Here is a 24,682-nt window from a genome sequence, read left to right as displayed (position 1 = left end):
GCCACACGGACGACGTGCTGCACTCGGCGCCGTCCTCAGAGTCGAACGCGTGAAGGAGCATGGCTTGCACCTCAAGAGCCTGACGCTGCGTGGGTTCAAGTCCTTCGCGTCCGCCACCCATCTGCAGCTCGAGCCCGGCATCACGTGTGTCGTCGGACCCAATGGCTCCGGCAAGTCCAACGTCGTCGACGCGCTCGCCTGGGTGATGGGCGAGCAGGGCGCCAAGTCGCTGCGCGGCGGCAAGATGGAGGACGTCATCTTCGCCGGCACCTCCGGTCGCGCCCCGCTCGGTCGTGCCGAGGTCGTCCTCACCATCGACAACGCCGACGGCGCGCTCCCGATCGACTACGCCGAGGTCACCATCTCGCGGACGATGTTCCGCAACGGCGGCTCGGAGTACGCGATCAACGGCAACCACTGCCGGCTCCTCGACGTCCAGGAGCTGCTGAGCGACTCCGGCATCGGGCGTGAGATGCACGTGATCGTCGGGCAGGGCCAGCTCGACTCGGTGCTCCACGCCTCCCCGGAGGACCGTCGCGGCTTCATCGAGGAGGCCGCCGGCGTCCTCAAGCACCGCAAGCGCAAGGAGAAGGCGCTCCGCAAGCTCGACGCCACCGAGGGCAACCTGACCCGGCTCCAGGACCTCCTCGCCGAGATCCGGCGCCAGCTCAAGCCGCTCGGCAGGCAGGCGGAGGTGGCCCGCAAGGCCGCCGTGGTCCAGGCCGACGTCCGTGATGCCCGGGCCCGCCTGCTCGCCGACGACGTGGTCCGCGCCCGCGAGCACCTGCGCTCGGAGCTCGCCGACGAGGAGGCGCTCAAGCAGAAGCGCACGGCCGTCGAGGGAGCGGTCAACCAGATGCGCACCGAGGAGGCGACCCTCGAGGACGCGCTGCGCGCGGACGCGCCGCGCCTGCAGGAGGCGCAGGACACCTGGTACGGCCTCAACAGCATGCGCGAGCGCCTCCAGGGCACCGCCGGCCTCGCCGCCGAGCGCGTCCGCAACGCCGCGGCGCTCCCACCGGACGAGCGCCGGGGCCGCGACCCCGAGGAGCTCGAGGACGAGGCCACGCGCTTCGAGGCCCAGGAGAAGGCGATCGCCGAGGAGGTCGCCGCCGCCGAGAAGGGGCTCCAGGACGCGATCGCTACGCGCAAGGACGCGGAGCAGGCGTACCAGACCGAGGAGCGCCGCATCGCCGACCTGCTGCGGGCCGCCTCCGACCGCCGCGAAGGCCTCGCTCGGCTGACCGGCCAGGTCAACACCCTCCGTACGCGCGTGCTCGCCGCCGAGGAGGAGATCGGGCGTCTGGAGGAGAACCGGCTCCTTGCGGAGAAGCGCGCGGAGCGCGCCCAGCACGAGTTCACGGTCGCGGAGACGCAGGTGGCCGGCCTCGACTCGGGGGAGACCGGACTCGCCGCGGAGATCGACGCGGCCGAGGCGGCGTTGACCGACGTCACCGACCGGCTCACCAAGACCACCGACGCCGTCCATGCCGCCGACCGTGAGCGAGCGGCGCTCGAGGCGCGCAAGGAGGCCCTCGAGATGGGCCTCGCCCGCAAGGACGGCGCGGGTGCCGTCCTCGGGGCGTCGGACCGTCTCGGCGGCGTGCTGGGGTCGGTCGCGGCGGTGATGACCGTGCAGGCCGGGTACGAGACCGCGGTCGCCGCCGCGCTCGGACCGGCCGCCGACGCCGTCGCCGTGGACACGCTGGGCACCGCCCTGAGCGCCGTCGCGGCGCTGAAGGCGTCGGCGGACGGACGCGCCGGGCTGGTCGTGGGCGAGGGCGGTACGCGCGCGGGTGACGCCGAGCGGTCGTCGTGGCCGTCGCTGCCGGCCGGGGCGGCGTACGCGGTCGACGTCGTGGAGGCGCCTGCGGGTGTCCACGCCGCGCTGAGCCGGCTCCTCGACCGGGTCGCCGTCGTCGACGACCTGGACGACGCGCGAGGCCTGGTCGAGCGCGAGCCCATGCTGGTCGCCGTGACCCGAGACGGCGACCTCGTCGGCGGGCACTACGTCGCGGGCGGCTCGCAGGACGTGCCCAGCCTCATCGAGGTGCAGGCCGCGGTCGACCACGCCGCCGAGAGCCTGCGGGACGTCGCCGCTCGCCGCGAGGAGCTCGACGCCGAGGTCGTCCGTCTGAAGGCGCAGCGCGACGAGTCCAAGCAGCGCCTCGACGTCGCCACCGCGAAGCGTCGCGAGTCGGAGGCGAAGTCCAACGCACTGACCGAGCGCCTGGCCCAGCTCGGCTCGACCGTCAAGGCCGCCAAGGACGAGGCGACGCGTCTCGCGACCGCGATCACCAACGCCGAGAAGGCGCGCGACGACGCGGCCTCCGGTCTCGTCGACCTCGAGCAGCGGCTCGCCGACGCGGAGAACGCGCCCGAGCAGGAGCCGGACACCAGTGCGATGGAGGGCCTCGCGGAGGCGGCTCGGGAGCGTCGCGCCGAGGAGACCGACGCCCGTCTGGCGCTGCGGACCAGCGAGGAGCGGGCCCGGGCGATCTCGGGGCGCGCCGCGGGGCTGCGCCGCCGTGCGACCGAGGAGCGGGCCGCCCGTGAGCGCGACCGCGTACGCCGGGAGCGGCTGCGTCGTGAGGGTGCCGCCGCACGTGCGGTCGGGGAGGCCGCGCAGGTCGTCCTCGAGCACGTCGCGGTGTCGCTGGCCGCGGCCAAGAAGGCGCGCGACGAGATCACCGAGGCGCGCGCCGGACGCGAGCAGCAGCTCGCCGACGTACGCCGCCGGCTGCGCGACCTGTCCGTCGAGCTCTCGCGCCTGACCGACTCGGTCCACCGCGACGAGGTCGCCCGGGCCGAGCAGCGCCTGCGGATCGAGGCGCTCGAGCAGCGTGCGCTGGAGGAGATCGGCGTGGAGGCCGACACCCTCGTCGCCGAGTACGGGCCGGAGACGCTCGTCCCGGTCCCGCGCGAGCCCGACGCGCCGGAGGACGAGCCCGACCCGGAGCCGGTCCCGTACGTGCGGGCCGAGCAGGAGAAGCGGCTGCGCACGGCGGAGAAGGCGCTCGCGCTGCTCGGCAAGGTCAACCCGCTGGCGCTGGAGGAGTTCTCGGCGCTGGAGGAGCGGCACAAGTTCCTGTCCGAGCAGCTCGAGGACCTGCGCAAGACCCGCAAGGACCTGCTCGACATCGTCACCGAGGTCGACCAGCGCGTCGAGCAGGTCTTCACCAGCGCCTGGGAGGACGTGAGCCGGGAGTTCGTGCACGTGTTCTCGCGGCTGTTCCCCGGTGGCGAGGGGCGGCTCGTGCTCACCGACCCGTCGTCGATGCTGACGACCGGCATCGAGGTCGAGGCGCGGCCCCCGGGCAAGAAGGTCAAGCGCCTCTCGCTGCTCTCCGGTGGCGAGCGGTCGCTCGTCGCGGTGGCCTTCCTCGTGGCGCTGTTCAAGGCGCGGCCGAGCCCGTTCTACATCCTCGACGAGGTCGAGGCCGCGCTGGACGACACCAACCTCGGGCGCCTGCTGGAGATCTACGAGGAGCTGCGCGAGAACAGCCAGCTCATCGTGATCACGCACCAGAAGCGCACGATGGAGGTCGCCGACGCGCTGTACGGCGTCTCGATGCGTGGCGACGGCGTGTCCGCGGTGATCAGCCAGCGGATGCGCGAGGCCGAGCCGGCGTAGCGGTCCAGATGGGGAGGCTGGGCGAAGCCACGCTGCCTAGCACGAAGCCACACCTATCACCTGCGCTTCGTCCTAGCAGCGATGGCTTCGTCAGCGCCCAGACCCCTGCTCGGTATCCTCACGACGTGAGCGCCGACTCCCCTCGATCCGACGTTGCCCGCACACGCGACGACTTCCCGGTGGTCCGCCGCATCACGACGAGGTGGTCGGACGAGGACGTGTACGGGCACGTGAACAACGTGACGTACTACTCGTACTTCGACACCGCGGTGAACGGCTTCCTCATCGACGCGACGGGGACGGACATCCGCCGGCTCGACGCGATCGGGCTCGTGGTCGAGACGGGCTGCCGCTTCAAGCGCGAGCTCGGCTTCCCCGAGGACGTCGAGGTGGGGCTCGCGGTGGAGAAGCTGGGCACGTCGTCGATCGTGTACGAGATCGGGCTGTTCCAGGGGGCGTTGCCGGAGCCGGCCGCGATCGGGCGGTTCGTGCACGTGTACGTGACACGCGAGGGGCGTGCCGTGACCCCGGTGCCGGACGCGATCCGTACGGCGGTGGCGCCGCTCGTGCGCGGCTGATCGCCGCCAGCCCGGCCGGCCGTGTCCGGCCCTCAGCCCGCCGGCCGGTCGTAGACGATCTCGAGGCCGTCCACCTCGTCCCACTGCTCGCCGACCTCGACGAAGCCGTACGGGAGGGCGAGCGCGCGCGACGCCGCGTTGTCCGGCGCGATCGTGACCCGCGCGACCCGCACGTCGGGCTCGGCGTCGGCGCGCGCGAGCAGGGCCTCGAGCGCCGCCCTCGCGTAGCCGCGTCGCCGGTGCTCCGGGTCGATCTCGTACCCGATCTCGACCATCCCCGCGTCGTCCGGCGGCCCGTGGAACCCTGCACGCCCGACGGCGCGACCGGCGTCCTCGTCCCACACCGCGCCGGTGACCCAGTCGACGCTCGGTGGATCCTCGACGACCTGGTGGGCGCGGATCTTCCAGACGTGGCGGAAGCTGTCGCTCACGAACGCCGCGGAGAGCGGGACGGGGGCCGACGCGTTTGCACCATTGAGGTCGCCGTCGGCGAGGGCGCGAAGGGTCTCCGGCGAGAGCTGGACGATCCTGACGCGGGGGAGGGGCACCAGGTGATCGTACGAGAGGGCCGGCGTGAGGCACGTCACGGCCGGGGCGCGCCGTCCCGGTGCGCGCCTGGACCGAACGTGTGAGAGCCTGAACCGGTCCGATTTAGACCGAATCTTGGGGGGTCTGCGTCCATGTCGCCGGCAGTTGTCATCGTGCCCGTCATGCTGATCATCGTGGTGGCCGCAGGCTTGCTCGTCGCGGTCCTCGCCTTCCCGTACCGCGGGAAGGCGGTGCCGGACGTGTTGCCCGGTGCGCCGACGATCGACCGCGGTCTCGAGGCTCTCGCCGACCAGCTGGGCGTCGGCCGTCACCCTGACGCGGAGCCTCGCGAGAGCGTCAGCGCAGCGTCGTCCACGCTGAGCTCATCCACGGCACGGCAAGACTGAAGGTCGGACCCAGCACCACCGCCGCGGCGACGACGTAGCAGGCGACGGCCTCGACGCGGCCGTGCCGGTGGTCGTCGCGTGCCTCACGCTCGAGGCGCTCGATCCGGCGGACGAGGGTGCTGGTCGCGCCGAGCGCCCCGGCCGGAGCCGGCCGCGTCCCCAGCTTGACCAAGGCGCGCGCCAGCGGCGTCGTACCAGCACGTCGGCGTGCGCGGTCGTCGGCGAGCAGCTCGACGAGGACGCGGGTGCTCACCAGCGCGGCGTCGCTTCGCAGGGCGCGCGGGAACGCGCGGTGCAGGGCGGAGAAGGTGTCGACGACGAGGTCGTGCCGTGCCCGCAGGTGGGCGCGCTCGTGCGCGAGCACCGCGTCGAGCTCGTCCGGCGCGAGGGAGTCGAGAGCGCCGCGCGAGACGACCACGCGGGCGTCGAGTCCGGGGACGCAGTACGCGAGCGGCTCGTTCGCGTCGAGGATGCGCACGGAGCGGCGTACGGCGTCGCGCGCACCGACCAGGTCCACCATCGTGCGGTGCCGCCGGCGGGTGGCGCGGACCTCCAGCCCCACGCTGAGCATCGACCACGCCGTCCGGACGACGACGACCGCGGTGAGCGCGAGGAAGGCGACGTGCAGCGCGACCCGCCACGCGTCGGGCTCGGGGTTCGGGACGCCCTCGTGGACCACCAGCCAGAGCGATGCCGACAGGCCCGCCCCGACCACGGCGAGGATCGCCGCGAGCGCCAGCGCCTGCCAGAGCACGATCGCCGCGCGGGGAGCGCGGTACGGCCACTCCATCCGCGCGAGCAGCGCCGGGACGGGCTGGGCCAGCGCGAGGCCGATCAGCCCGAGCAGGAGGGGGGTGGTCACGGCTCGCGTGCCTCGATGCGTGCCAGGGCCTCGCGGAGCGCGCGGGCGTCGTCGTCGGTGGCTGTCTCGGCGAAGTGGACCAGCGCGGCCGTACGGTCCTCGCCGGCCGAGGCCAGCACCTCGTGGAGGAGCGTGACCGTCAGCTCGTCGCGCCCGACCGACGGGGCGTAGGTGAACGCCCGCCCGCTGCGCTCCCGCACGACGACGTCCTTGCGGGCGAGCCGGTCGAGGATGGTCGTGACGGTCGTGTACGCGAGGTCGCGTCGAGGGGTGAGGAGGTCCAGGACCTCGCGCCCGGTCAGCGGGGTGGGGGAGTCCCAGAGGAGCTCCATCACCTCGCGCTCGAGCTCGCCGAGTCGTGCCATGCGTCAAGCGTACGTGGTCTACGACACGGTGTCGTACCCCGCCTCCCGAAGTACGACACGACGTAGTAGGTTCTCCTACAGAGCGTCGTAGACGGTCGAGCGGAAGGCGTCCACGCCGAGTCGCCGCCCACGGGCTCCCGTACTAGCGTGACGAGCAGTTCGAGCCATGAGGGGCAGCATGGAAGCACTCGATATCGCACGGTGGCAGTTCGGCATCACCACCGTGTACCACTTCTTCTTCGTCCCGATCACGATCGGGTTGTCATTCCTCGTCGCCGGCCTCGAGCTGGCCTGGGTGCGTACGCGCAACGAGAAGTGGCTCCGTCTGACGAAGTTCTTCGGCAAGCTCTTCCTCATCAACTTCGCGATGGGGATCGTGACCGGCATCGTGCAGGAGTTCCAGTTCGGGATGAACTGGTCCGACTACTCGCGCTTCGTCGGCGACATCTTCGGCGCGCCGCTCGCGGTCGAGGGCCTGCTGGCGTTCTTCCTCGAGTCGACGTTCCTCGGGCTGTGGATCTTCGGGTGGGACAAGCTCTCACCCGGCGTCCACAACGCCTGCATGTGGATCGCGGCGATCGGCACCGCGCTGTCGGCGTACTTCATCCTCGCCGCCAACTCCTTCATGCAGAACCCGGTCGGCTACACCTTCAACGAGGAGCGCGGACGTGCGGAGCTGGAGAGCTTCACCGACGTCCTGACCAACAAGGTCGTCCTCATCACCCTCCCGCACACGCTCTTCGGCGCCTTCATGGTCGCCGGCGGGCTGATGGCCGCGGTGTCGATGTGGTGGCTGATCCGCCGCAAGCCCGTCGACGCCGACGCCTTCCGGTCGACCCTGCGCCTGGGCGCGGTGACGCTGCTCGTGGCCGGGCTCGGCACGATCGTCACCGGCGACATCCAGGGCAAGGTCATGACCGAGGTGCAGCCGATGAAGATGGCGGCGGCGGAGGCGTTGTACGAGACCAAGCAGCCCGCGCCGTTCTCCATCCTCACGATCGGGTCCCTGGACGGGCACGAGCCGTTCTACCAGCTCGAGGTCCCGCGCCTGCTGTCGTACCTCGCCACCGGCGACTGGAACGCCGAGGTCCAGGGCATCGACGACCTCCAGGCTCAGTACGAAGAGGAGTTCGGGCCGGGCAACTACAAGCCCTACATCCCCGTCACCTACTGGTCGTTCCGGGCGATGATCACCTGCGGTGCGCTCGCGATGGTCATCGGCGCCTGGATGCTGTGGTCGACCCGCAAGGGACGCGTGCCCCGGGGTGATCGCAGGTGGCCGATCTGGCTGGCGATCGCGGCGCCGCTGCTGCCGCTGTTCGCGAACTCGTTCGGCTGGATCTTCACCGAGATGGGCCGCCAGCCGTGGATCGTCTTCGGGCTGATGCGCACCGAGGCGGGCGTCTCGCCGAACGTCGGGGCCGGCACGGTCCTGACCTCGCTGATCGTCTTCACCCTCCTGTACGGCGCCCTCGCCGTGGTCGAGGTCAAGCTCCTGCTGAAGGCGATCAGGACGGGCCTGCCCGAGGTGGACCCCGACAACGAGACAGGCAAGCAACCCGACGACCGCCCGATGGCGTTCGCGTACTGAGAGGAGAGGGATCATGGAGCTCACCACTGTCTGGTTCTGCGTCGTCGCGTTCCTCTTCATCGGCTACTTCGTGCTCGAGGGGTTCGACTTCGGCGTGGGGATGCTGCTGCCGGTCCTGGGTCGTGACGACCGCGAGCGGCGCACGATGATCAACACCATCGGCCCGCTCTGGGACGGCAACGAGGTCTGGTTGATCGTCGCCGGCGCGAGCATCTTCGCGGCGTTCCCCGAGTGGTACGCGACGTTGTTCAGCGGCTTCTACCTGCCGCTGCTGCTGATCCTCGTGGCGCTGATCCTGCGGGGCGTCGCCTTCGAGTACCGGCACCAGCGCGACGACGCCACCTGGAAGGCGCGCTGGGACGCGGCGATCATCTTCGGCTCGTACGTCCCCGCGCTGCTGTGGGGCGTGGCCTTCGGCAACATCGTCCGCGGCGTCGAGATCGACGCGGACAAGAACTACGTCGGCTCTTTCTTCGACCTGCTGAACCCGTACGCCCTGCTGGCGGGCCTGGTCACGCTGACGCTGTTCCTCACCCACGGGGCGAACTTCCTCGCGCTCAAGACCCGCGGGGTCATCCACGAGCGGGCGCGCAGGACGTCGCTCCAGGTCGGGCTCGTCGCCGCCGTGCTGGCGGTCGCGTTCCTGCTGTGGACGTGCCTGGACCACGACGACGCCTGGGTCTGGATCCTGTCCGGTCTCGCGGCGCTCGCCTTCGTCGGCGGCCTCGTCGCGGCGTACGTCCGGCGCGACGGCTGGGCCTTCGTCGGGACGATGGCGGCGATCGGGCTCGCGGTCGCGGCGCTGTTCGTGGCGCTGTTCCCCGACGTGATGCCGTCCACGCTCGACCCGGCGTACAGCCTGACGACCGAGAACGCCTCCTCGACCGACAAGACGCTCACGATCATGAGCTGGGTCGCGCTGGTCTTCGTCCCGATCGTCATCGGCTACCAGGCGTGGAGCTACTGGGTGTTCCGCAAGCGGATCAGCGTCGAGTCCATCCCTGCCGACCACGGCGCCGCGCCCGAGCACACCCCGGCATGACCACAGCCACCGCGCGGGCAGGGTCGTCGCGTCCGGTCGACCCCCGCCTCGTACGCCGCTCCCGCACCGTCCGCGCCTACCTCGGCGCGAGCGTCCTGGTCGCGACCGCGATGGCAGCGCTGGTCGTGGCGCAGTCGTGGCTCATCGCGACGGTCGTGTCGGAGGGCTTCGAGGGATCGGGCGTGACGTCCGTCGTGAGTGCTGCTGTGGCGGCGCTCGCGGTGGCGCTCCTCGCCCGCGCGGTGCTCGGGTGGGTCCACGCCGTGGTCTCGGCCCGGGCGGCCGCACGGGTCAAGGTGCAGCTGCGCGACGAGGTCGTCGACCGGCTGCTCGACGGGACCCCGGACGGTGGGGTACGGCCGGAGTCGAGCCACGTGGTCACGCTGCTGGGGCCGGGGCTGGACAAGCTCGACACCTACTTCGCCCGCTACCTCCCGCAGCTCGCCCTCGCGCTCACGGCGCCGGCGGTCGTGGTGGTCGCGGTGTTCCTCGCCGACCCGTTGTCGGGGATCACCATCGCGGTGACGCTGCCACTGATCATCGTGTTCATGGTGCTCGTGGGCTACATGACGCGGGACCGGACGGAGCGCCGGTGGCGGGCCCTGGTGCGGCTGAGCCACCACTTCGCCGACGTGCTCGACGGGCTGGTCGTGCTCAAGGTCTTCGGCCGCTCGCGCAACCAGACCAAGGGCATCGCCGAGGTGGGGGAGCGCAACCGGCAGGAGACGATGGGCGCGCTGCGCCTCGCGTTCCTCTCGTCGTTCGTGCTCGAGCTCGTGGCGACGATCTCCGTGGCACTGGTCGCCGTGTCCATCGGCCTGCGCATCGTCGAGGGCCACCTGTCGTTGATGACCGGGCTGTTCGTCCTCGTGCTCGCGCCGGAGGCGTACCTGCCGCTCCGTCAGGTCGGAGCCCACTTCCACGACTCGGCGGAGGGCCAGTCGGTCGCCGACGACGTGTACACGATCCTCGACGGCGCCCCCACCCCAGCCTCCGTTGGTCGAGGAGTGGGCGAGGCGCCAGCCGAGCCCGCGTATCGAGACCCCGCCCCTGACCTCGCCGGTGCCACGATCACGGTGGAGGACGTCTCCGTCTCCTACCCCGGCCGCGTCCTGCCCGCCCTCGCGCCGACGTCGCTCGTGCTCGAGCCCGGCCGAGTCGTGGCCGTCACCGGAGCGTCGGGGTGCGGCAAGAGCACGCTCGTGGACGTGCTGATGGGGTTCGTGGCCCCGACCACCGGGCGCGTGACCGTCCGCGCGGCCGACGGGACGACGTACGACCTCGCCGACCTCGACCTCGCCTCCTGGCGTGCCCGCCTCGCGTGGGTTCCGCAGGTCCCCGGGCTGCTCGCCGGCACCGTCGGCGCCAACGTCCGCCTCGGCGCGCCGGACGCCTCCGAGGCCGATGTCGCGGCCGCCCTCCGTGATGCCGGTGCGCCCGACCTCGACCCACGGCGGGAGGTCCACGAGGGCGGGGCGAACCTCTCGGCGGGCGAGCGGCGGAGGCTGGCCGTCGCCCGCGCCCTCCTGCGCGTACGCCGTGGCGGCGCCGCGGTCATGCTGCTCGACGAGCCGACCGCCGGGCTCGACGCCGCGACCGAGCAGGACGTACGACGGGCGCTGCGCGCGGCCCGCGTGACCGTGCTCGTCGTGGCCCACCGGCGCGCCCTCGTCGACGACGCGGACGTCGTGGTGCCGGTCCGTACGACGGAGGTGGCGGCATGACGACGGCACGACGGCGCCTGGTGGTCGGCGGGGTCTTCGGCCTGCTGGCGAGCCTCAGCGCGATCGGGCTGCTCCTCGTCTCGGCGTGGCTGATCTCGCGCGCGGCCCAGCACCCGCCCGTGCTGTACCTGATGGTCGCGATCGTCGCGGTGCGGGCGTTCGGGATCGCCCGCGCCGCACTGCGCTACGTCGAGCGGCTCTTCACCCACGACGGCGCGCTGCGCGTCGGCACGGAGATCCGGCTGGCCGTGTACGAGCGGCTCGAGAGGCTCTCGCCCTCGACGCTGGCAGCCGGGCGGCGGGGCGAGCGGATCTCCCGCATCGTCTCCGACGTCGACGCCCTCCAGGACCGGATCGTGCGCGCGACCATCCCGCGGTTCGTGACGGCGGCGTCCGTGGCGGTCGTGACGGGGCTCGTCCTCGCGGTGTTCCCGCTCGGCGGCCTCGTACTCGCGGCCGCGGTCGTGCTGGCCTGGGTCGGGGTCCTCGTCGCCGTGCGCGTCGGGGGCCGGCGGGCGAACGCCGCCACGGCGGGTCTGCGCGGCGAGCTCGCGGCCGAGGTGTCCGAGACGCTGCGGACCTCGCGGGACCTCGTCGCGTACGGCGCGGTGGCCGGCGCCCGCGACGCGGTGGCGCAGACGGGAGCGCGGCTGGCGGAAACCGAACGGCGTACGGCGTTCCTCGACGGGCTCGGGATCCTCGTCGTCCGGGTGTGCCTCGGCGTCGCGACCTGCGTCATCGCGTGGACGGGAGTGGCGGCGGTCGCCGACGGGACCTTGGGACCGGTCCTGCTCGCCGTCGTGGTCCTCGCCCCGGTCGCCCTCGCCGAACCGCTCGAGGGCCTCAGCGCGATCGAGCAACAGGAGCAGCGATCGGCGGCCTCGCGCCGTCGGATCGAGGAGCTGGTCGAGGCCGATGACGACGTGGTGGACCCCGACGTCTCGGCGCCTGATCCCGTCGGCTTCGCTCTGCGCCTGCGTGACGTCGCGCTCGGGTGGGGCACTGCCGACGACCTCGTCACAGGGCTGGACCTCGACCTGCCCGAAGGGGAGGTGGTCGCCGTCGCGGGGCCCAGCGGGTCGGGCAAGTCGACCCTCGCGGCGGTCCTGCTCCGCCTGGCGACGGCACGGGCCGGCACGATCACGCTCGGCGGGACCCCGATCGAGGCGCTCACCGGCGACCAGGTCCGCCAGGTCGTCGCGACGCTGCGACAGGACGAGCACGTCTTCGACACGACCATCCGCGAGAACCTCCGGATCGCCGACCCTGCCGCCGACGACCTCACGCTGCTCGACGCCCTCGACGCGGCGGGCCTCGGGCCGTTCGTCGCCGGGCTGCCCGAGGGTCTCGACACCGAGGTGGGCGAGAACGGCGACCGCCTGTCCGGAGGGGAGCGGCAGCGGCTCGGACTCGCCCGTCTCCTGCTGGGTGGACACCGGGTCCTCGTGCTGGACGAGCCGACCGAGCACCTCGACGCCGCCACCGCCGAGGCGCTCCTCCGCGACCTCGTCGCGCTCGCCCCGCAGCGCTCGATCCTGCTGGTCAGTCACGACGAACGGGCGCTCGCGGCCGCGTCGCACGTCGTTCGCCTCGATGCGCCGACTAGGATCGTGGACCGTGTCTGACACCACGCTCTACGTCTTCATCGGTCTCGTCGTCGCGATCCTCCTGATCGGAGGGATCGCCGCCTTCGTGGTCGGCTCGCGCGGCAAGGCCCTGCCGCCCGCCGACACGGTCGACCGCCGCCTCGACGACCTGCGCGAGCACCCCGAGCACGAACCCACGCCGACCGGCGACGGGCTCGAACCGGTGCTCCCGGAGCCCGGGGAGATCGACGAGAGCGACGCCGACAACGCCGAGCCCGGGGCGGTCGCCACGGCAGAGCCCGAGGCCGTGGCGCCGGAGATCGAGGCGCCGGCGCCGACGGCGGGGCGCCTGGTCCGGCTGCGCGCCCGGCTGTCCCGCTCGCAGTCGTCGCTCGGCAAGGGGCTCCTCGCCCTCCTCGGGCGCGACCGCCTCGACGAGGACACGTGGGAGGAGATCGAGGACACCCTCCTCACCGCCGACGTCGGCGTCACGCCCACCCAGGAGCTCGTCGAGCGGCTGCGGACCCGGATCCGCGTGGAGGGCGTGGCCGATCCGGAGGTCGCGCGCTCCATCCTGCGCGAGGAGCTCGTGACGCTCGTCGACCCGTCCTACGACCGGTCGATCGCGGCGAAGGGCGCCGACGGCGCGCCGGGCGTCGTGCTCGTCGTCGGGGTCAACGGCACCGGCAAGACCACGACCGTCGGCCGGCTCGCGCGCGTCCTGGTGGCCGACGGCGACACCGTCGTCCTGGGTGCCGCGGACACCTTCCGCGCCGCCGCTGCCGACCAGCTGCAGACCTGGGGCGAGCGCGTCGGCGTCCCGACCGTGCGGGGACCCGAGGGCGGCGACCCGGCCTCGGTCGCCTTCGACACTGTCAAGACCGGCAAGGAGGGCGGCTACGACACCGTGGTCGTCGACACCGCCGGCCGCCTGCACACGAAGGCCGGGCTCATGGACGAGCTCGGCAAGGTCAAGCGCGTCATCGAGAAGCAGGCCCCGGTCACCGAGGTGCTGCTCGTCATCGACGCCACCACCGGCCAGAACGGGCTCACGCAGGCACGGGTGTTCGCCGAGGTCGTCGACGTCACCGGGATCGTGCTCACCAAGCTCGACGGGACGGCCAAGGGCGGCATCGTCATCGCCGTCCAGCGCGAGCTCGGCGTCCCCGTCAAGCTCGTCGGGCTCGGGGAGGGTGCGGACGACCTCGCACCGTTCGATCCCGAGGGGTTCGTGGACGCGCTGCTGTCCTGATGCACGGAGGAGGGGCGATGGTGGTGCACGAGCAGGCGGGCGTCGTCGACTGGCGGACGACCGGCCTCTGGGTTCCCGACGGCGAGCTCACCGACGACGCGCTCGTCTCGCGCGGCGCGTCGCTCTTCGACGGCACGTTCACCTGGCCCGTGATGGTCCTGCGCAAGAGCGCCCTCGAGCGCAACGTCGCGACCATGGCGGAGTACTGCGCCCGCCACGGGCTCGCCTTCGCTCCGCACGGCAAGACCACGATGGCGCCGGTGCTGTTCGACGCCCAGCTCGCCGCCGGAGCCTGGGGGATCACCGTCGCGACCGCCAACCAGCTGCTCGCCGCCCGACGCATGGGGGTGCGGCGCATCCTCGTCGCCAACGAGCTGCTCGACCACGGCGCGCTCACCTGGATGGCCCGCGAGCTCGACGCCGACCCCGACCTCGAGGTCCTGTTCTACGTCGACTCCGTGCAGGGCGTCGAGACCGCCGGCTCGGCGTTCGCGGCCGCCGGGGGGACGCGGCCCCTCTCCGTCCTCGTCGAGGTCGGGCACGACGGCGGGCGGACCGGCGTACGCACCGTGGCGGGCGCCGTCGACCTCGCCCGGCTCGTGACCCAGACGCCGGGCCTGCGGCTCGCCGGGGCGGCGGGCTACGAAGGTGGGCTGACGTCCGTCGACGACGCCCGGGCGTTCCTCGAGACGCTCCGCGAGGCGGCGTCGCGGATGCCGTTCGCCGACGGGGTGCGACCGGTCGTGTCCGCAGGCGGGAGCGCGTACTTCGACGTCGTCGTCGAGGTCCTCGGGCGGGAGTGGCCCGGTCCCCAGCCCGAGGTGGTGCTGCGGAGCGGGGCGTACGTCTCGCACGACGACGGCGTCTACCGCACGAAGACGCCGTTCAACCGGGTCCCCGACGAGGGGGGCCTCGACGCGGCGCTCGAGGTGTGGGCGCAGGTGACGTCGACGCCGGAGCCCGGGCTCGCGATCGTCGGGCTCGGCAAGCGTGAGGCCCCGTACGACGAAGGGCTCGCCGTGCCGCGAGGGGTCCGCCGCGTCGGCTCCGCCGTGGTGGAGCCGGCTCCCGACGGGCTCGTGCTCGCCCGGATCAACGACCACCACGGCTATCTCGACGTGCCGGCGGACATGGAGCCGCTCGTCCCGGGCGACCTCGTCCGCTTCGGCATCTCGCACCCCTGCACGGCCTTCGACAGGTGGCGCGTGATCGCGGTGCTCGAGGACGACGACACCGTGGCCGGCGTCGTCCGTACGTATTTCTGACGGCGCAGCCTTCTGAGCGGCACAGGCCGCGCAGCGGCGCAGGTCGGGCGCGATGTGGATACGTTGCGTCTATGACTTCTCGTGAACCTGTCAGCACCGAGAACGCGCCGCGCCCGGCCGGTGCGTACAACCAGGCGATGGTGGCCGACCGCTTCGTGTTCACCGCCGGGTTCGGCCCGCAGGACCCGGCGACCGGAGAGATCCCCGCAGGGATCGAGGCCCAGACCGTCCAGACGATCCGGAACCTCGAGGCCGCGCTCGTCGCCGCAGGGAGCGGGCTCGACCTGCTGGTGAAGACCACCGTCCACCTGGCCGACCTCGCCGACTGGGCGGCGTTCGACGCGGCGTACGGGGCAGCGCTGCCGACGCCGCACCCCGTACGGACGACGGTGGGGTCGCAGCTGTCGGGCATCCTCGTCGAGATCGACGGCGTCGCCCTGCTGAGGTCCTGATGTCGCGGCTTCCGCTGCCCGGGCCGACCCGGACGTCTCGGATCGTCGCGGTGCTGCGTGCACGCCGCGGCGACCACGTCGTCCCGGCAGCGGAGACCCTCGCCGCGAACGGGGTCGTCAGCGTCGAGGTGACGCTGGGAACCCCCGGGGCGCTGGAGGCGGTCGCGACGTTGCGCGAGCGGCTGCCTCGTACCTGCGACGTGGGGGTCGGCACCGTGCTGACCCGCGACGACGCCGCCCGTGCGGTGGACGCCGGCGTCGACTACGCGATCACACCGACCGTGGTGCCGGAGGTCGTGGTGACCTTCTGCCACGCCGGGGTCCCGGTGATCCCGGGGGCGCTGACACCGACCGAGATCAGCGCGGCCTGGGAGCTGGGCGCGAGCGCGGTCAAGGTGTTCCCGGCCTCGCTCGTGGGCGTCTCGTACGTGTCCCAGCTGCGCGGCCCGCTCCCGCACGTGGCGCTGATCCCGTCCGGCGGCGTGGCGATCGACGACGCGCGGTCGTGGCTGGACGCCGGCTGCGTCGCGGTGAGCGTGGGCGGTCCGCTGCTCGGGGACGCGCTCGACGGCGGCGACCTCGACGCGCTCGCCGCCCGCGCCCGCGCGCTCGTCGCCGCGGTGGCGGCCGCCGGCCCGCTCGAGGAGCCCGGTCGTGGCTGACGGCTCCGTCGTCACCCTCGGGGAGTCGATGGGGTTGCTGTCCTCGCGCGGCACCGGACCGCTCGCGCACGGCACGCAGCTGACCCTGAGCGTGGCGGGAGCCGAGAGCAACGTCGCGATCGCCCTCAGCCGGCTCGGCGTCCCGGTCACGTGGATCGGACGGCTCGGGACCGACGCGGTGGGCGACGTGGTACGACGCGAGCTCGGTGCCGAGGGGGTGGACCTCGTCGTCGTCCGGGACCCGGACGCGCCGACCGGCGTGATGATCAAGGAGCACCGCTCGGCGGCCACGACCCGCGTCTGGTACCACCGCGCGGGCAGCGCCGGGTCGCGGCTGGAGCCCGCGGACGTGCCGGAGGACGTCGTCGCCCGGGCCCGGGTCCTGCACGTCACCGGCATCACGCCCGCGCTGTCGGCATCAGCCGCGGCCGCCGCGGAGCGTGCCGTCGACCTCGCGCGCGAGGCGGGCGTGCTCGTCTCGTTCGACGTCAACCACCGGAGCAAGCTGTGGGGGAGCGCTGCCGCTGCGGCGGCGCTCGCGTCGCTGGTCGCCCGCAGCGACGTGGTGTTCGCGGGGCTCGACGAGGCCGCCCTCTTCGTCGACGTGGACGCCGACGCGGATCCTGCCGAGGTCGCGCACGCCCTCACCCGGCTCGGACCGGCTCAGGCGGTCGTGAAGCTGGGGTCGCAGGGCTGCGTCGCCGTGGTCGACGGCGCGGTGCACCGTCAGGAGGCGCTGCGCGTCCCGGTGGTCGACCCGGTCGGTGCGGGCGACGCGTTCGTCGGCGGCTACCTCGCCGGACTGGTCGACGACGACGCGCCCGCGGCACGGCTCCAGCTCGCGGTGACGCTCGGTGCGTTCGCCTGCACCGTGGACGGCGACTGGGAGGGCCTGCCGTTCCGCGACGACCTGCCTGTCCTCGGCGAGCCGGAGCACGTCGACCGATGACGATGCTCCTGCGCGGAGGCACCGTCCTCGACGGCACCGGTGGTGCGCCCCGGCGCGCCGACGTCCTCGTGGTCGCCGGACGGGTCGCGGCTGTCGGGCCCGCCCTCGCCCCGCCGGAGGGATGCGTGGTCGAGGACGTCGCGGGTCGGGAGGTCGTCCCCGGCTTCGTGGACACCCACGCCCACGACGACCTGGCGATCCTCGACGTCGAGGGCTGCGTGCCGAAGCTGCGCCAGGGCGTGACCACGGTGGTCGTGGGCAACTGCGGGCACGCCTGCGCGCCGACGACGCCGGGGTCGGGGCTCGGCGCGCTGTTCGCGCCGGTGCTCGGCGGCGAGCGCACGGACCTGTCGTTCGCCTCGGTCCGCGGCTACGCCGAGACGATCGCCGCCGAGCCGCGGACGGTCAACGCCGCGGTCCTCGTCGGGCACGGCGCGCTGCGGGTCGCGGCGGCGGGGCCGGAGGCGCGGCCCGCCAGCGTGCGCGAGGTCGACGCCATGTGCGGGCAGCTCCGCGACGCGATGGCGGCCGGCGCGGCGGGGCTGTCGCTGGGACTGCTCTACGCGCCCGGCGACGCGGCGGACCGCACCGAGCTCGAGGCGCTGGCGGGAGTCGTCGCCGCCCACGACGGCGTGCTCGCGGCCCACGTCCGCAACGAGGGCGACGACGTGATCGCGTCGATCGACGAGGTCGCGGCGCTCGGGGCCGCGACCGGCTGCGCGGTGCACGTGAGCCACCTCAAGGTGACCGGTCCCCGCAACGCGGGGTCGATGCCGCGGATCCTCGACCGCCTCGACGCGCACCGCGCCTCCGGGATCGACGTCACGGTGGACGTCTACCCGTACGCGGCCGGGAGCACCACCACGTCGACGCTGCTGCCGGCCTGGGCGCTGCGCGACGGCATGGCGTCGGTACGGCGTGCCGTCCGCGACCCGGCCTCGCGCCGCCGTCTCGCCGCCGAGCTGGCACGTCCGTGGGACGAGCCGGGCAAGGAGAACCTCCTGCCCGAGATCGGCCCGTCCCGCGTGCTGCTCGCGGGCTTCTCGAGGCCGGCGAGCTCGGCGTACGAGGGGCTCGCGCTGGCCGACATCGCCGCGGCGCGGGGGCAGGAGCCGTACGCGTGCCTCGTCGACCTGCTCGACGAGGAGGGCGGGTCGCTGACCGTCGTCCTGTTCCACACCGACCCCGAGGGCGTCGGTCAGGCGCTGTCGTGGCCGCACACCATGGTCGGCTCCGACGGGCTCCCGCACCGGAGCGGCTACGTCCACCCGCGGCTGTACGGGACGTTCGTGCGCGTGCTGACCGAGTACGCCGGTGCTGGGGGGCCACTGTCGCGGCAGGAGGCGGTGCACAAGATGACCGGCCTGGCGGCGCGTCGGTTCGGCCTGCGCGGGCGCGGCACGGTCGAGACGGGGAACGTCGCAGACCTCGTGGTCCTCGACCCGGCGGCGCTGGAGGACCGCGCCACGTTCGCCGAGCCGCGCCGCCACCCGGGGGGCGTCGAGACCGTCGTCGTCGCGGGCGACGTCGTGTGGCGCCGCGGCCGAGACGTGCCCGAGCGCCGCGGCACCTACCTCCTCTCGCGCCCCTGACCGCCCCTGGCCGTCACGCGGTCAGCGGGCGCCCGCGAGGAACCGCTTCAGCAGCGGTCCCGCGGTCTGCGACCCGGACTCGCCGGTCTCCACGAACACCGCCACCGCGAGGTCACCGTCGGTCGCGACCATCCACGTGTGCGTCTTGACCGGGGACCCGTACTCGGCCGTCCCCGTCTTCGCGCCGATCGACCCTCCGAGGTCCGCGAGACCCCGCCCGCTGCCGTCGGTCACGACGCGGCGCATCAGCGACCGCAGCCGACGTGCCTCGGCTGGCTTCAGGCTGGACTCGACCTTGGGGGCCTCGAGGTCGGGGAGCAGGACCGGGACGACCGTACGTCCGGCGGCGACCGAGGCGCTCACGGTGGCCATGGTGAAGGGCGAGGCGAGGACCTTGCCCTGTCCGATCATCGACGCCGCGTGCTCGGTGGCCGGGGCCTCCGACGGCACGGACCCGAAGAAGACCGGGAACCCGAGGTCCTGGTCGACCCCCATCCCGAGCGACGCGGCCGCGGACGCGAGGTCCGCCTGGGAGACCGTGTCGCGCAGGCCGATCATCGCCGTGTTGCACGACTGGGCGAACGCCTCCGCGAACGGGATGCGGCCGAGGGAGCTGCTCGGGTAGTCGTCGTAGTTCTTGAACGACTTGCCGTCGACGACCGTCGTCGCGGGGCAGGGCGTCGTGGTGGTCGGCGTGACGCCCGAGCGCAGCGCCGCGAGGGCGGTCGCGATCTTGAACGTCGACCCGGGGGCGTACTGGCCGGTGGTCGCGATCGCCTGCCCCTGCGCGCCCGGGCCGGTCGCGGCGGCGAGGATCGCGCCGTCCGACGGCCGGATCGCGACCAGCGCGCTCGCGGGCCTGGTCCCGGCCAGCACCCGCTCGCCGAGGTCCTGGAGCCGCAGGTCCAGCGTGGTCCGCAGCGGCTCACCGGGGGCCGGGGCCTGCTCGAAGACGGGCGTGTCCTTCATCTCCGGAGAGGGGTTGGCGGGATCGTCGGCCGCGTCGCTGACCACCTCGACGACGTAGCCGTTGCGCCCGCGCAGCTGCTCGTCGTACCGGCGCTGCAGGCCGGACAACCCGGTCTCGTCACCCGCCGTGAGGCGCCCGTCGCTGTCGTCGACGAGCTCCTTGGTCGCCTCGCCGACGGTGCCGAGGATCCCCGCGGCGAAGGTCCGCGACGGGGCCAGCGGCAGCTCGTCGGAGATCACCAGCGCACCGGGGACGGCCTCCACCTCGCCGAGCGGGGGCGCCTGACCCGTGCGCATCACGAGCGCCTCGACGAACGCCTTCGGACCCGACGCCGCGACCTCCTTCGCGTACGACGCGGGGTCGATGCCGACCATCGTGGCGATCGTCCGGGCGGACGCGGCCTGCTTCGCGGGCTCCACCGCGGCCTTGTCGAGCCCGATCCGCAGGACCGGGCGCAAGGTGACGAGGGCCGTGCCGTCACCACCCATGATGTCGCCGCGCTTCGGCGCCACCGAGCGGACCCGCAGGCGCTGGCCCTCCGCCAGGTCCGGGGCCACGAGCGCCGGCGACCAGGCGACGGTCCAGCTGTCGTCCTTGCGGGTCATCGTGGCCTCGGTCTCGTACTCCCACCGCACCTCGGGACCGAGCTGCCACCGGTACGCGAGGGTGGCGGTCGCCTTGTCGTCCTCCTCCTCGACGTCTTTCACCGTGACCGTCGGCTCGATCCCGTCCAGGCCCTTCGTGATCCGGGCGAGGTCGTCGCCGGCCGCGGCGTCGTCGAGGGCGACCTTGGAGAGGTCGAGCGCCGACAGGCCGTCGGCGAGCTTCTCGGCCTCGGGATCGGCGGACGCGCTGCTGCAGGCGCTCAGCACGCCGGCCGCGAGCAGCGCGGTCAGGGCGAGGGCGGCTGGACGGGGACGGCGGGCGGGGGACGGCATGCCTCCATCCTTACCCGCCGGTGGTTCAGCGACGACAGGCACGGGTCCCGCGCGTCGGCAACTCGGGAAATCTCGACGTAACAAAACCCGGGGAAGTGTCACCTCCGCGAAACAACGCGTCGCCCGACCCGAAACGAACCGCCGCGAACCTAATCGTCAACGACGCCGTCCCGGACATCGCCGTTCGAGCGCCGGCCACGTCTCAGATACCTAACCCTGGAGGTTCCATGGACACCGGCCACGCAGCCTGGATCCTGACTTCCGCGTCGCTCGTGCTCCTGATGACGCCTGCGCTGGCGCTCTTCTACGGCGGGATGACGCGAACCAAGTCCATCCTCAACATGATGATGATGTCTTTCAGCGCCCTGGGCGTCGTCATGGTCGTCTACGTGCTGTGGGGCTGGTCGATGTCCTACGGCTCCGAGGACGTCGGCGGGTTGTTCGCCAACCCCTTCGAGCTGTTCGGGCTCAGCGGTGTCGAGGGCACCACCTACATCTCGGTCGCGTTCCAGGCGACGTTCGCCATCATCACGGCCGCGCTCATCAGCGGCGCTCTCGCCGAGCGCGTGAAGTTCTCGTCGTGGCTGGTCTTCATGCCGCTGTGGGTGACCCTCGCGTACTTCCCGCTGGCGCACATGGTCTGGGGCGGCGGCTTCCTCTCCGGCAGCGCCGACGGCCTGGCCGCGAAGATCTTCGGCACGACCGACGGAGCTGCGACGGTCGCGCCGATCGACTACGCCGGCGGAACGGTCGTCCACATCAACGCCGGTGTCGCCGCGCTGGTCCTCGTCCTCCTCATCGGCAAGCGTCGTGGCTTCGGCAAGGAGCCGACCCGTCCGGGCAACCTCCCGCTGACGATGCTCGGTGCCGGCCTCCTGTGGTTCGGCTGGTTCGGCTTCAACGTCGGCTCCTACGTCGACGCGACGGGTGCCGAGCCGATCTCCAACGGCGCTGACGGCTTCATCGAGAACTCGATCGCCTACGCCACCGCGTTCTCCGGTGAGACCGGCCTCGTCTGGGTCAACACCGCCGTCGCCGCCGCGGCCGCGATCATCGGCTGGCTGGTCGTCGAGAAGATCCGCGACGGCAAGGCCACCTCGCTCGGTGCCGCGTCGGGCATCGTCGCCGGTCTGGTCGCGATCACCCCCGCCTGCGGCGCGCTCAGCCCTGTCGGCTCGATCATCCTCGGCCTCGTCGCCGGCGCCCTCTGCGCCCTGGCGGTCGGCCTGAAGTTCAAGCTCGGGTACGACGACTCGCTCGACGTCGTGGGCGTCCACCTCGTCGGCGGCATCGTGGGCACGCTCGGCATCGGCTTCCTCGCCACCAGCGGCGGCCTGTTCTACGGCGACGGGATCAAGCTCTTCGTCGTCCAGCTCTCGATCGCGGCCTTCGCGATCCTGTGGTCGGGGATCTTCACCGCGATCATCGGCTTCGCGATCAAGGCCGTCATGGGCTGGCGCGTCGCCGAGGAGGACGAGGTCGAGGGCATCGACCTCGCCGAGCACGGGGAGTCCGCGTACGACCTCGCGCCGGCGTCCGGCGTCGCCCGCCCCGTCACGACGGCTACGCTGACCACCACCCCTGAAGGAGCCAAGGCATGAAGCTCGTGACCGCGGTCATCAAGCCGCACAAGTGGGAAGAGGTCCGCGAGGCCCTCGAGACCTTCGGCATCACCGGCATGACTGTCACCGAGGCCAGCGGCTACGGTCGCCAGAAGGGCCACACCGAGGTCTACCGCGGCGCCGAGTACGACGTCTCGCTGGTCCCGAAGATCCGGGTCGAGATCGTGACCGAGGACGAGGACGTCAAGGACGTCGTCGACGTGGTCGTCAAGTCCGCCGCCACCGGCAAGATCGGTGACGGGAAGGTCTGGGTCGTCCCCGTCGAGTCCGTCGTCCGGGTCCGCACCGGCGAGAAGGACGAGGCGGCGCTCTGACCGAGGAGCTCAGCGCACGGCGCCGGTCCCGGGCTGAGGCCCTGGACCGGCGTCTGCGCGACTGCTTCACCAAGGCCGTGTCCGACCTGCCCGAGGCAGGCGGGCACGGCCTCGCGCTCGTCGCCGTCGGCGGGTACGGCCGTGGCGAGATGTCTCCGTTCAGCGACGTCGACGTCGTCCTGGTCCATCGCGAAGGGGCACCCGCTGCGCTCGTGCAGCAGGTCGCCGAGCAGGTCTGGTACCCGCTGTGGGACGACGGCGTCGCGCTGGACCACGCGGTCCGCAGCGCCGACCAGATGCTCCGCACCGCCGACGAGGACTACCGCGCCGCGCTGGGCATGCTCGACGCCCGCGCGGTCGCGGGCGACTCCTCCGCCGTGGTCGCACTGCGGTCGGAGGTGCTGGCCGCCTGGCGCCGTACCGCCCGTCGTCGTCTCCCCGAGCTCGAGCGCGCCACCCGGGAGCGCGTCGACCGCGTCGGCTGGCTCGCGCAGTCGGCGATCATGGACCTGAAGGAGTCCGGGGGAGGGCTGCGCGACGGCACCGTCATGCGGGCCCTCGTCGCGAGCTGGCTGGTCGACGTGCCGCACCGCGAGCTGGAGGCGCTGCGGGCCGCGATGCTCGACGTGCGCGACGTGCTCCACGAGGTCGCGGGACGCCCGACGGACCGGCTGACCCCCGAGCTGGTCCCGGAGGTCGCGTCCGCGATGGGCTACGCGCCGGACCAGCTCGACCTGCACGTCCGCGACCTCGCACGGCGTACGGCGCACCTCGCGACGACCACATGGCGCCGCGTCGACGCGGTGCTGGCCGACCGGCCCCGGTCGCGGACCGCTCCCGGCCCGCGGCTGGACCCGGTCGCGCCCGGCGTGGCGGTCCTGGGGGACGAGATCGTCCTGACCGGCTCGCCCGACCCCGCGCACGACCCGCTCGTCGCGCTGCGGGCGGTCACGGAGTCGGCGCGCCGGGGGATCCCGCTCGCGGCGGCGTCGGCCGCCCGCCTGGCGGCCGGAGCCGTGCCGCCCGAGCCGTGGCCACCCGAGGCGCGGCGCCTGCTGGTCGAGCTCCTCACGGCGGGCCGCGGTCTGGTGAGCGTGTGGGAGGAGATCGACCTCGCGGGCCTCGTCGACCGGTGGCTTCCCGAGTGGGCGCCGATCCGGCTGCGGGGGTCCTCGTCGCCGGTCCACCGGTTCACCATCGACCGGCACTCGATCGAGGCCGTCGTGGTCGGGTCCGAGCTCATGCGCGCCGTCGCCCGCCCCGACCTGCTCGCCGTCGCCGCGCTCCTCCACGACGTCGGCAAGGGACGCGACGGCGACCACAGCGAGGTCGGGGCGCCGGTCGCCCGGGCCGTGGCCGAGCGGTGGGGCTTCGACGAGGCCGACGCCACCGCGGTCGAGGACCTGGTCCGCTGGCACCTGCTCTTGCCGACGGTCGCGACCCGGCGCGACATCGAGGACCCGGACACCGCAGCCAACGTCGCGTCGCTCGTCGGCGACGTCGACCGCCTCGACCTGCTGGCCGCGCTCACCGAGTCCGACGCCCGGGCGACCAGCCCCCCGGCCTGGTCGGCGTGGCGCTCCGGGCTGGTCCGCGGGCTGGTCGCCAAGGTGCGCGCCGTGCTCGGCGACGCGACCGCGCTCGAGGACCCGTCGTACGCGGGCTGGCCGTCGGCGCTGGCGTTCCCGACCGCGGCCCTCGGCGGCGAGCCGTTCGTGGTGGACGTGGCGGCGCACCACGACGGGTCGCTGGTGCAGATCACCGCCCCGGACCGCCACGGTCTCCTCGCGGACCTCGCCGGCGCGCTGAGCGTGGCCGGGCAGCAGATCCGGTCCGCGCGCCTGGTGGAGCGCGACGGCACGACGACGAGCATCTGGGAGGTGGCCGACCCCGACGTCGACAGCGGGCGGCTCACCCGCCGGATCCGCCAGGTGCTCACCGGTGCGCTGGCGCTGGAGGACCGGCTCACGCTCACGTCGGAGGGGCAGAGCGTCCCGCCGCAGGTGCTGCTCCACCACGACTCGTCGTCCTCGGCCGCCGTCGTCGAGGTCCGCGCGCAGGACCAGCGCGGCCTCGTGTGGGCGGTGGCGCGGACGATCAGCCAGGAGGGGTACGGCATCCGCTCGGCCCACCTGTCGACGTTCGGGCCGCAGGCGCGGGACGTGTTCTACGTGGTCGACCGGGCCGGGGGAGCGCTGAGCGCGGAGCAGGCCGACGGTCTGGTCGCACGCCTGCGCGCCCTGCCGCTGTGACGGGGCGTCCTACGGGTGGGCGGTGAGCCTGGTCCCACCTCGGGGGCGTCGTCCGGGTGGGCGGCGAGCCTGGTCCCACGGCGGTCGGCACGCGTGG

The 24,682-nt window shown here is 73.1% G+C and carries 19 protein-coding genes; 15 read left to right on the top strand and 4 right to left on the bottom strand.

Annotated features, from left to right (window positions below; all coding sequences use genetic code 11):
• The first annotated feature begins 64 nt into the window (after positions 1-64).
• A complete protein-coding gene (smc, locus tag ACQSSQ_RS19730; protein WP_431328831.1) occupies positions 65-3,634 on the top strand; it encodes a chromosome segregation protein SMC in 3,570 nt (1,189 codons plus the stop codon).
• 125 nt (positions 3,635-3,759) lie between these two features.
• On the top strand, positions 3,760-4,212 hold the full coding sequence (locus ACQSSQ_RS19725; RefSeq protein ID WP_431328830.1) for an acyl-CoA thioesterase: 453 nt from the start codon (positions 3,760-3,762) through the stop codon (positions 4,210-4,212).
• Positions 4,213-4,244: 32 nt separating this feature from the next.
• Here ACQSSQ_RS19725 and ACQSSQ_RS19720 read toward each other — a convergent pair whose 3' ends face one another.
• The 3 genes from ACQSSQ_RS19720 to ACQSSQ_RS19710 form a co-directional block, all read right to left on the bottom strand.
• A complete protein-coding gene (locus tag ACQSSQ_RS19720; protein WP_431328829.1) occupies positions 4,245-4,760 on the bottom strand; it encodes a GNAT family N-acetyltransferase in 516 nt (171 codons plus the stop codon).
• A gap of 337 nt (positions 4,761-5,097) precedes the next feature.
• Entirely contained in the window at positions 5,098-6,009 is a 912-nt protein-coding gene (locus ACQSSQ_RS19715; RefSeq protein ID WP_431328828.1) for a M56 family metallopeptidase, read from the bottom strand.
• Positions 6,006-6,374, bottom strand: coding sequence for a BlaI/MecI/CopY family transcriptional regulator (locus ACQSSQ_RS19710; protein ID WP_431328827.1), 369 nt, complete (start codon positions 6,372-6,374; stop codon positions 6,006-6,008). Before ACQSSQ_RS19710 ends, ACQSSQ_RS19715 begins: the two co-directional genes overlap by 4 nt.
• Before the next feature lie 178 nt (positions 6,375-6,552).
• Here ACQSSQ_RS19710 and ACQSSQ_RS19705 point away from each other — a divergent pair, with 178 nt between their 5' ends.
• The 10 genes from ACQSSQ_RS19705 to ACQSSQ_RS19660 all read left to right on the top strand — a co-directional run bounded on the left by ACQSSQ_RS19705 (position 6,553) and on the right by ACQSSQ_RS19660 (position 18,489).
• The gene (locus ACQSSQ_RS19705) at positions 6,553-7,965 is read left to right on the top strand and encodes a cytochrome ubiquinol oxidase subunit I (protein WP_431328826.1); all 1,413 of its coding nucleotides are present in this window, start codon (positions 6,553-6,555) and stop codon (positions 7,963-7,965) included.
• Positions 7,966-7,978: 13 nt separating this feature from the next.
• Positions 7,979-9,007: a cytochrome d ubiquinol oxidase subunit II gene (gene cydB / locus ACQSSQ_RS19700; protein WP_431328825.1), complete on the top strand. Its 1,029-nt coding sequence runs from the start codon at positions 7,979-7,981 to the stop codon at positions 9,005-9,007.
• The gene (gene cydD, locus ACQSSQ_RS19695) at positions 9,004-10,731 is read left to right on the top strand and encodes a thiol reductant ABC exporter subunit CydD (RefSeq protein WP_431328824.1); all 1,728 of its coding nucleotides are present in this window, start codon (positions 9,004-9,006) and stop codon (positions 10,729-10,731) included. Before cydB ends, cydD begins: the two co-directional genes overlap by 4 nt.
• Positions 10,728-12,356 (top strand): thiol reductant ABC exporter subunit CydC, encoded by a 1,629-nt coding sequence (cydC, locus tag ACQSSQ_RS19690; RefSeq protein WP_431328823.1) that lies wholly within the window; start codon positions 10,728-10,730, stop codon positions 12,354-12,356. Before cydD ends, cydC begins: the two co-directional genes overlap by 4 nt.
• Positions 12,349-13,569: a signal recognition particle-docking protein FtsY gene (gene ftsY, locus ACQSSQ_RS19685; protein ID WP_431328822.1), complete on the top strand. Its 1,221-nt coding sequence runs from the start codon at positions 12,349-12,351 to the stop codon at positions 13,567-13,569. The genes cydC and ftsY overlap by 8 nt, the downstream gene beginning before the upstream one ends.
• A gap of 17 nt (positions 13,570-13,586) precedes the next feature.
• A complete protein-coding gene (locus ACQSSQ_RS19680; RefSeq protein ID WP_431328821.1) occupies positions 13,587-14,834 on the top strand; it encodes an alanine racemase in 1,248 nt (415 codons plus the stop codon).
• A 71-nt stretch (positions 14,835-14,905) separates the two neighbouring features.
• Entirely contained in the window at positions 14,906-15,286 is a 381-nt protein-coding gene (locus ACQSSQ_RS19675) for a RidA family protein (protein ID WP_431328820.1), read from the top strand.
• Positions 15,286-15,948 carry a bifunctional 4-hydroxy-2-oxoglutarate aldolase/2-dehydro-3-deoxy-phosphogluconate aldolase gene (locus tag ACQSSQ_RS19670; RefSeq protein ID WP_431328819.1) on the top strand — a complete coding sequence of 221 codons (663 nt, stop codon included), beginning with the start codon at positions 15,286-15,288 and terminating at the stop codon, positions 15,946-15,948. Before ACQSSQ_RS19675 ends, ACQSSQ_RS19670 begins: the two co-directional genes overlap by 1 nt.
• Positions 15,941-16,897 carry a sugar kinase gene (locus tag ACQSSQ_RS19665; protein WP_431328818.1) on the top strand — a complete coding sequence of 319 codons (957 nt, stop codon included), beginning with the start codon at positions 15,941-15,943 and terminating at the stop codon, positions 16,895-16,897. The genes ACQSSQ_RS19670 and ACQSSQ_RS19665 overlap by 8 nt, the downstream gene beginning before the upstream one ends.
• A complete protein-coding gene (locus ACQSSQ_RS19660) occupies positions 16,894-18,489 on the top strand; it encodes an N-acyl-D-amino-acid deacylase family protein (protein WP_431328817.1) in 1,596 nt (531 codons plus the stop codon). Before ACQSSQ_RS19665 ends, ACQSSQ_RS19660 begins: the two co-directional genes overlap by 4 nt.
• Positions 18,490-18,510: 21 nt before the next feature.
• Here the strand turns inward: ACQSSQ_RS19660 and ACQSSQ_RS19655 are convergent, their stop codons facing one another.
• Positions 18,511-20,397, bottom strand: coding sequence for a penicillin-binding transpeptidase domain-containing protein (locus tag ACQSSQ_RS19655; protein WP_431328816.1), 1,887 nt, complete (start codon positions 20,395-20,397; stop codon positions 18,511-18,513).
• Positions 20,398-20,624: 227 nt separating this feature from the next.
• On the opposite strand from ACQSSQ_RS19655, the gene ACQSSQ_RS19650 reads away from it, so the two are divergent.
• Genes ACQSSQ_RS19650 through ACQSSQ_RS19640 form a run of 3 tightly spaced genes read left to right on the top strand, consistent with a single transcriptional unit; the run spans position 20,625 to position 24,585 of the window.
• The gene (locus ACQSSQ_RS19650; protein ID WP_431328815.1) at positions 20,625-21,998 is read left to right on the top strand and encodes an ammonium transporter; all 1,374 of its coding nucleotides are present in this window, start codon (positions 20,625-20,627) and stop codon (positions 21,996-21,998) included.
• Positions 21,995-22,333 (top strand): P-II family nitrogen regulator, encoded by a 339-nt coding sequence (locus ACQSSQ_RS19645; RefSeq protein ID WP_262849134.1) that lies wholly within the window; start codon positions 21,995-21,997, stop codon positions 22,331-22,333. The genes ACQSSQ_RS19650 and ACQSSQ_RS19645 overlap by 4 nt, the downstream gene beginning before the upstream one ends.
• Positions 22,267-24,585: a [protein-PII] uridylyltransferase gene (locus tag ACQSSQ_RS19640; RefSeq protein ID WP_431328910.1), complete on the top strand. Its 2,319-nt coding sequence runs from the start codon at positions 22,267-22,269 to the stop codon at positions 24,583-24,585. Before ACQSSQ_RS19645 ends, ACQSSQ_RS19640 begins: the two co-directional genes overlap by 67 nt.
• Positions 24,586-24,682: the final 97 nt, after the last annotated feature.

The sequence above is a fragment of the Mumia spirodelae genome (assembly GCF_050632745.1).
GTDB lineage: Bacteria > Actinomycetota > Actinomycetes > Propionibacteriales > Nocardioidaceae > Mumia.
The sequence above is the reverse complement of the archived record's forward strand: the minus strand, read 5'-3'. Positions and strand labels throughout refer to the sequence as shown.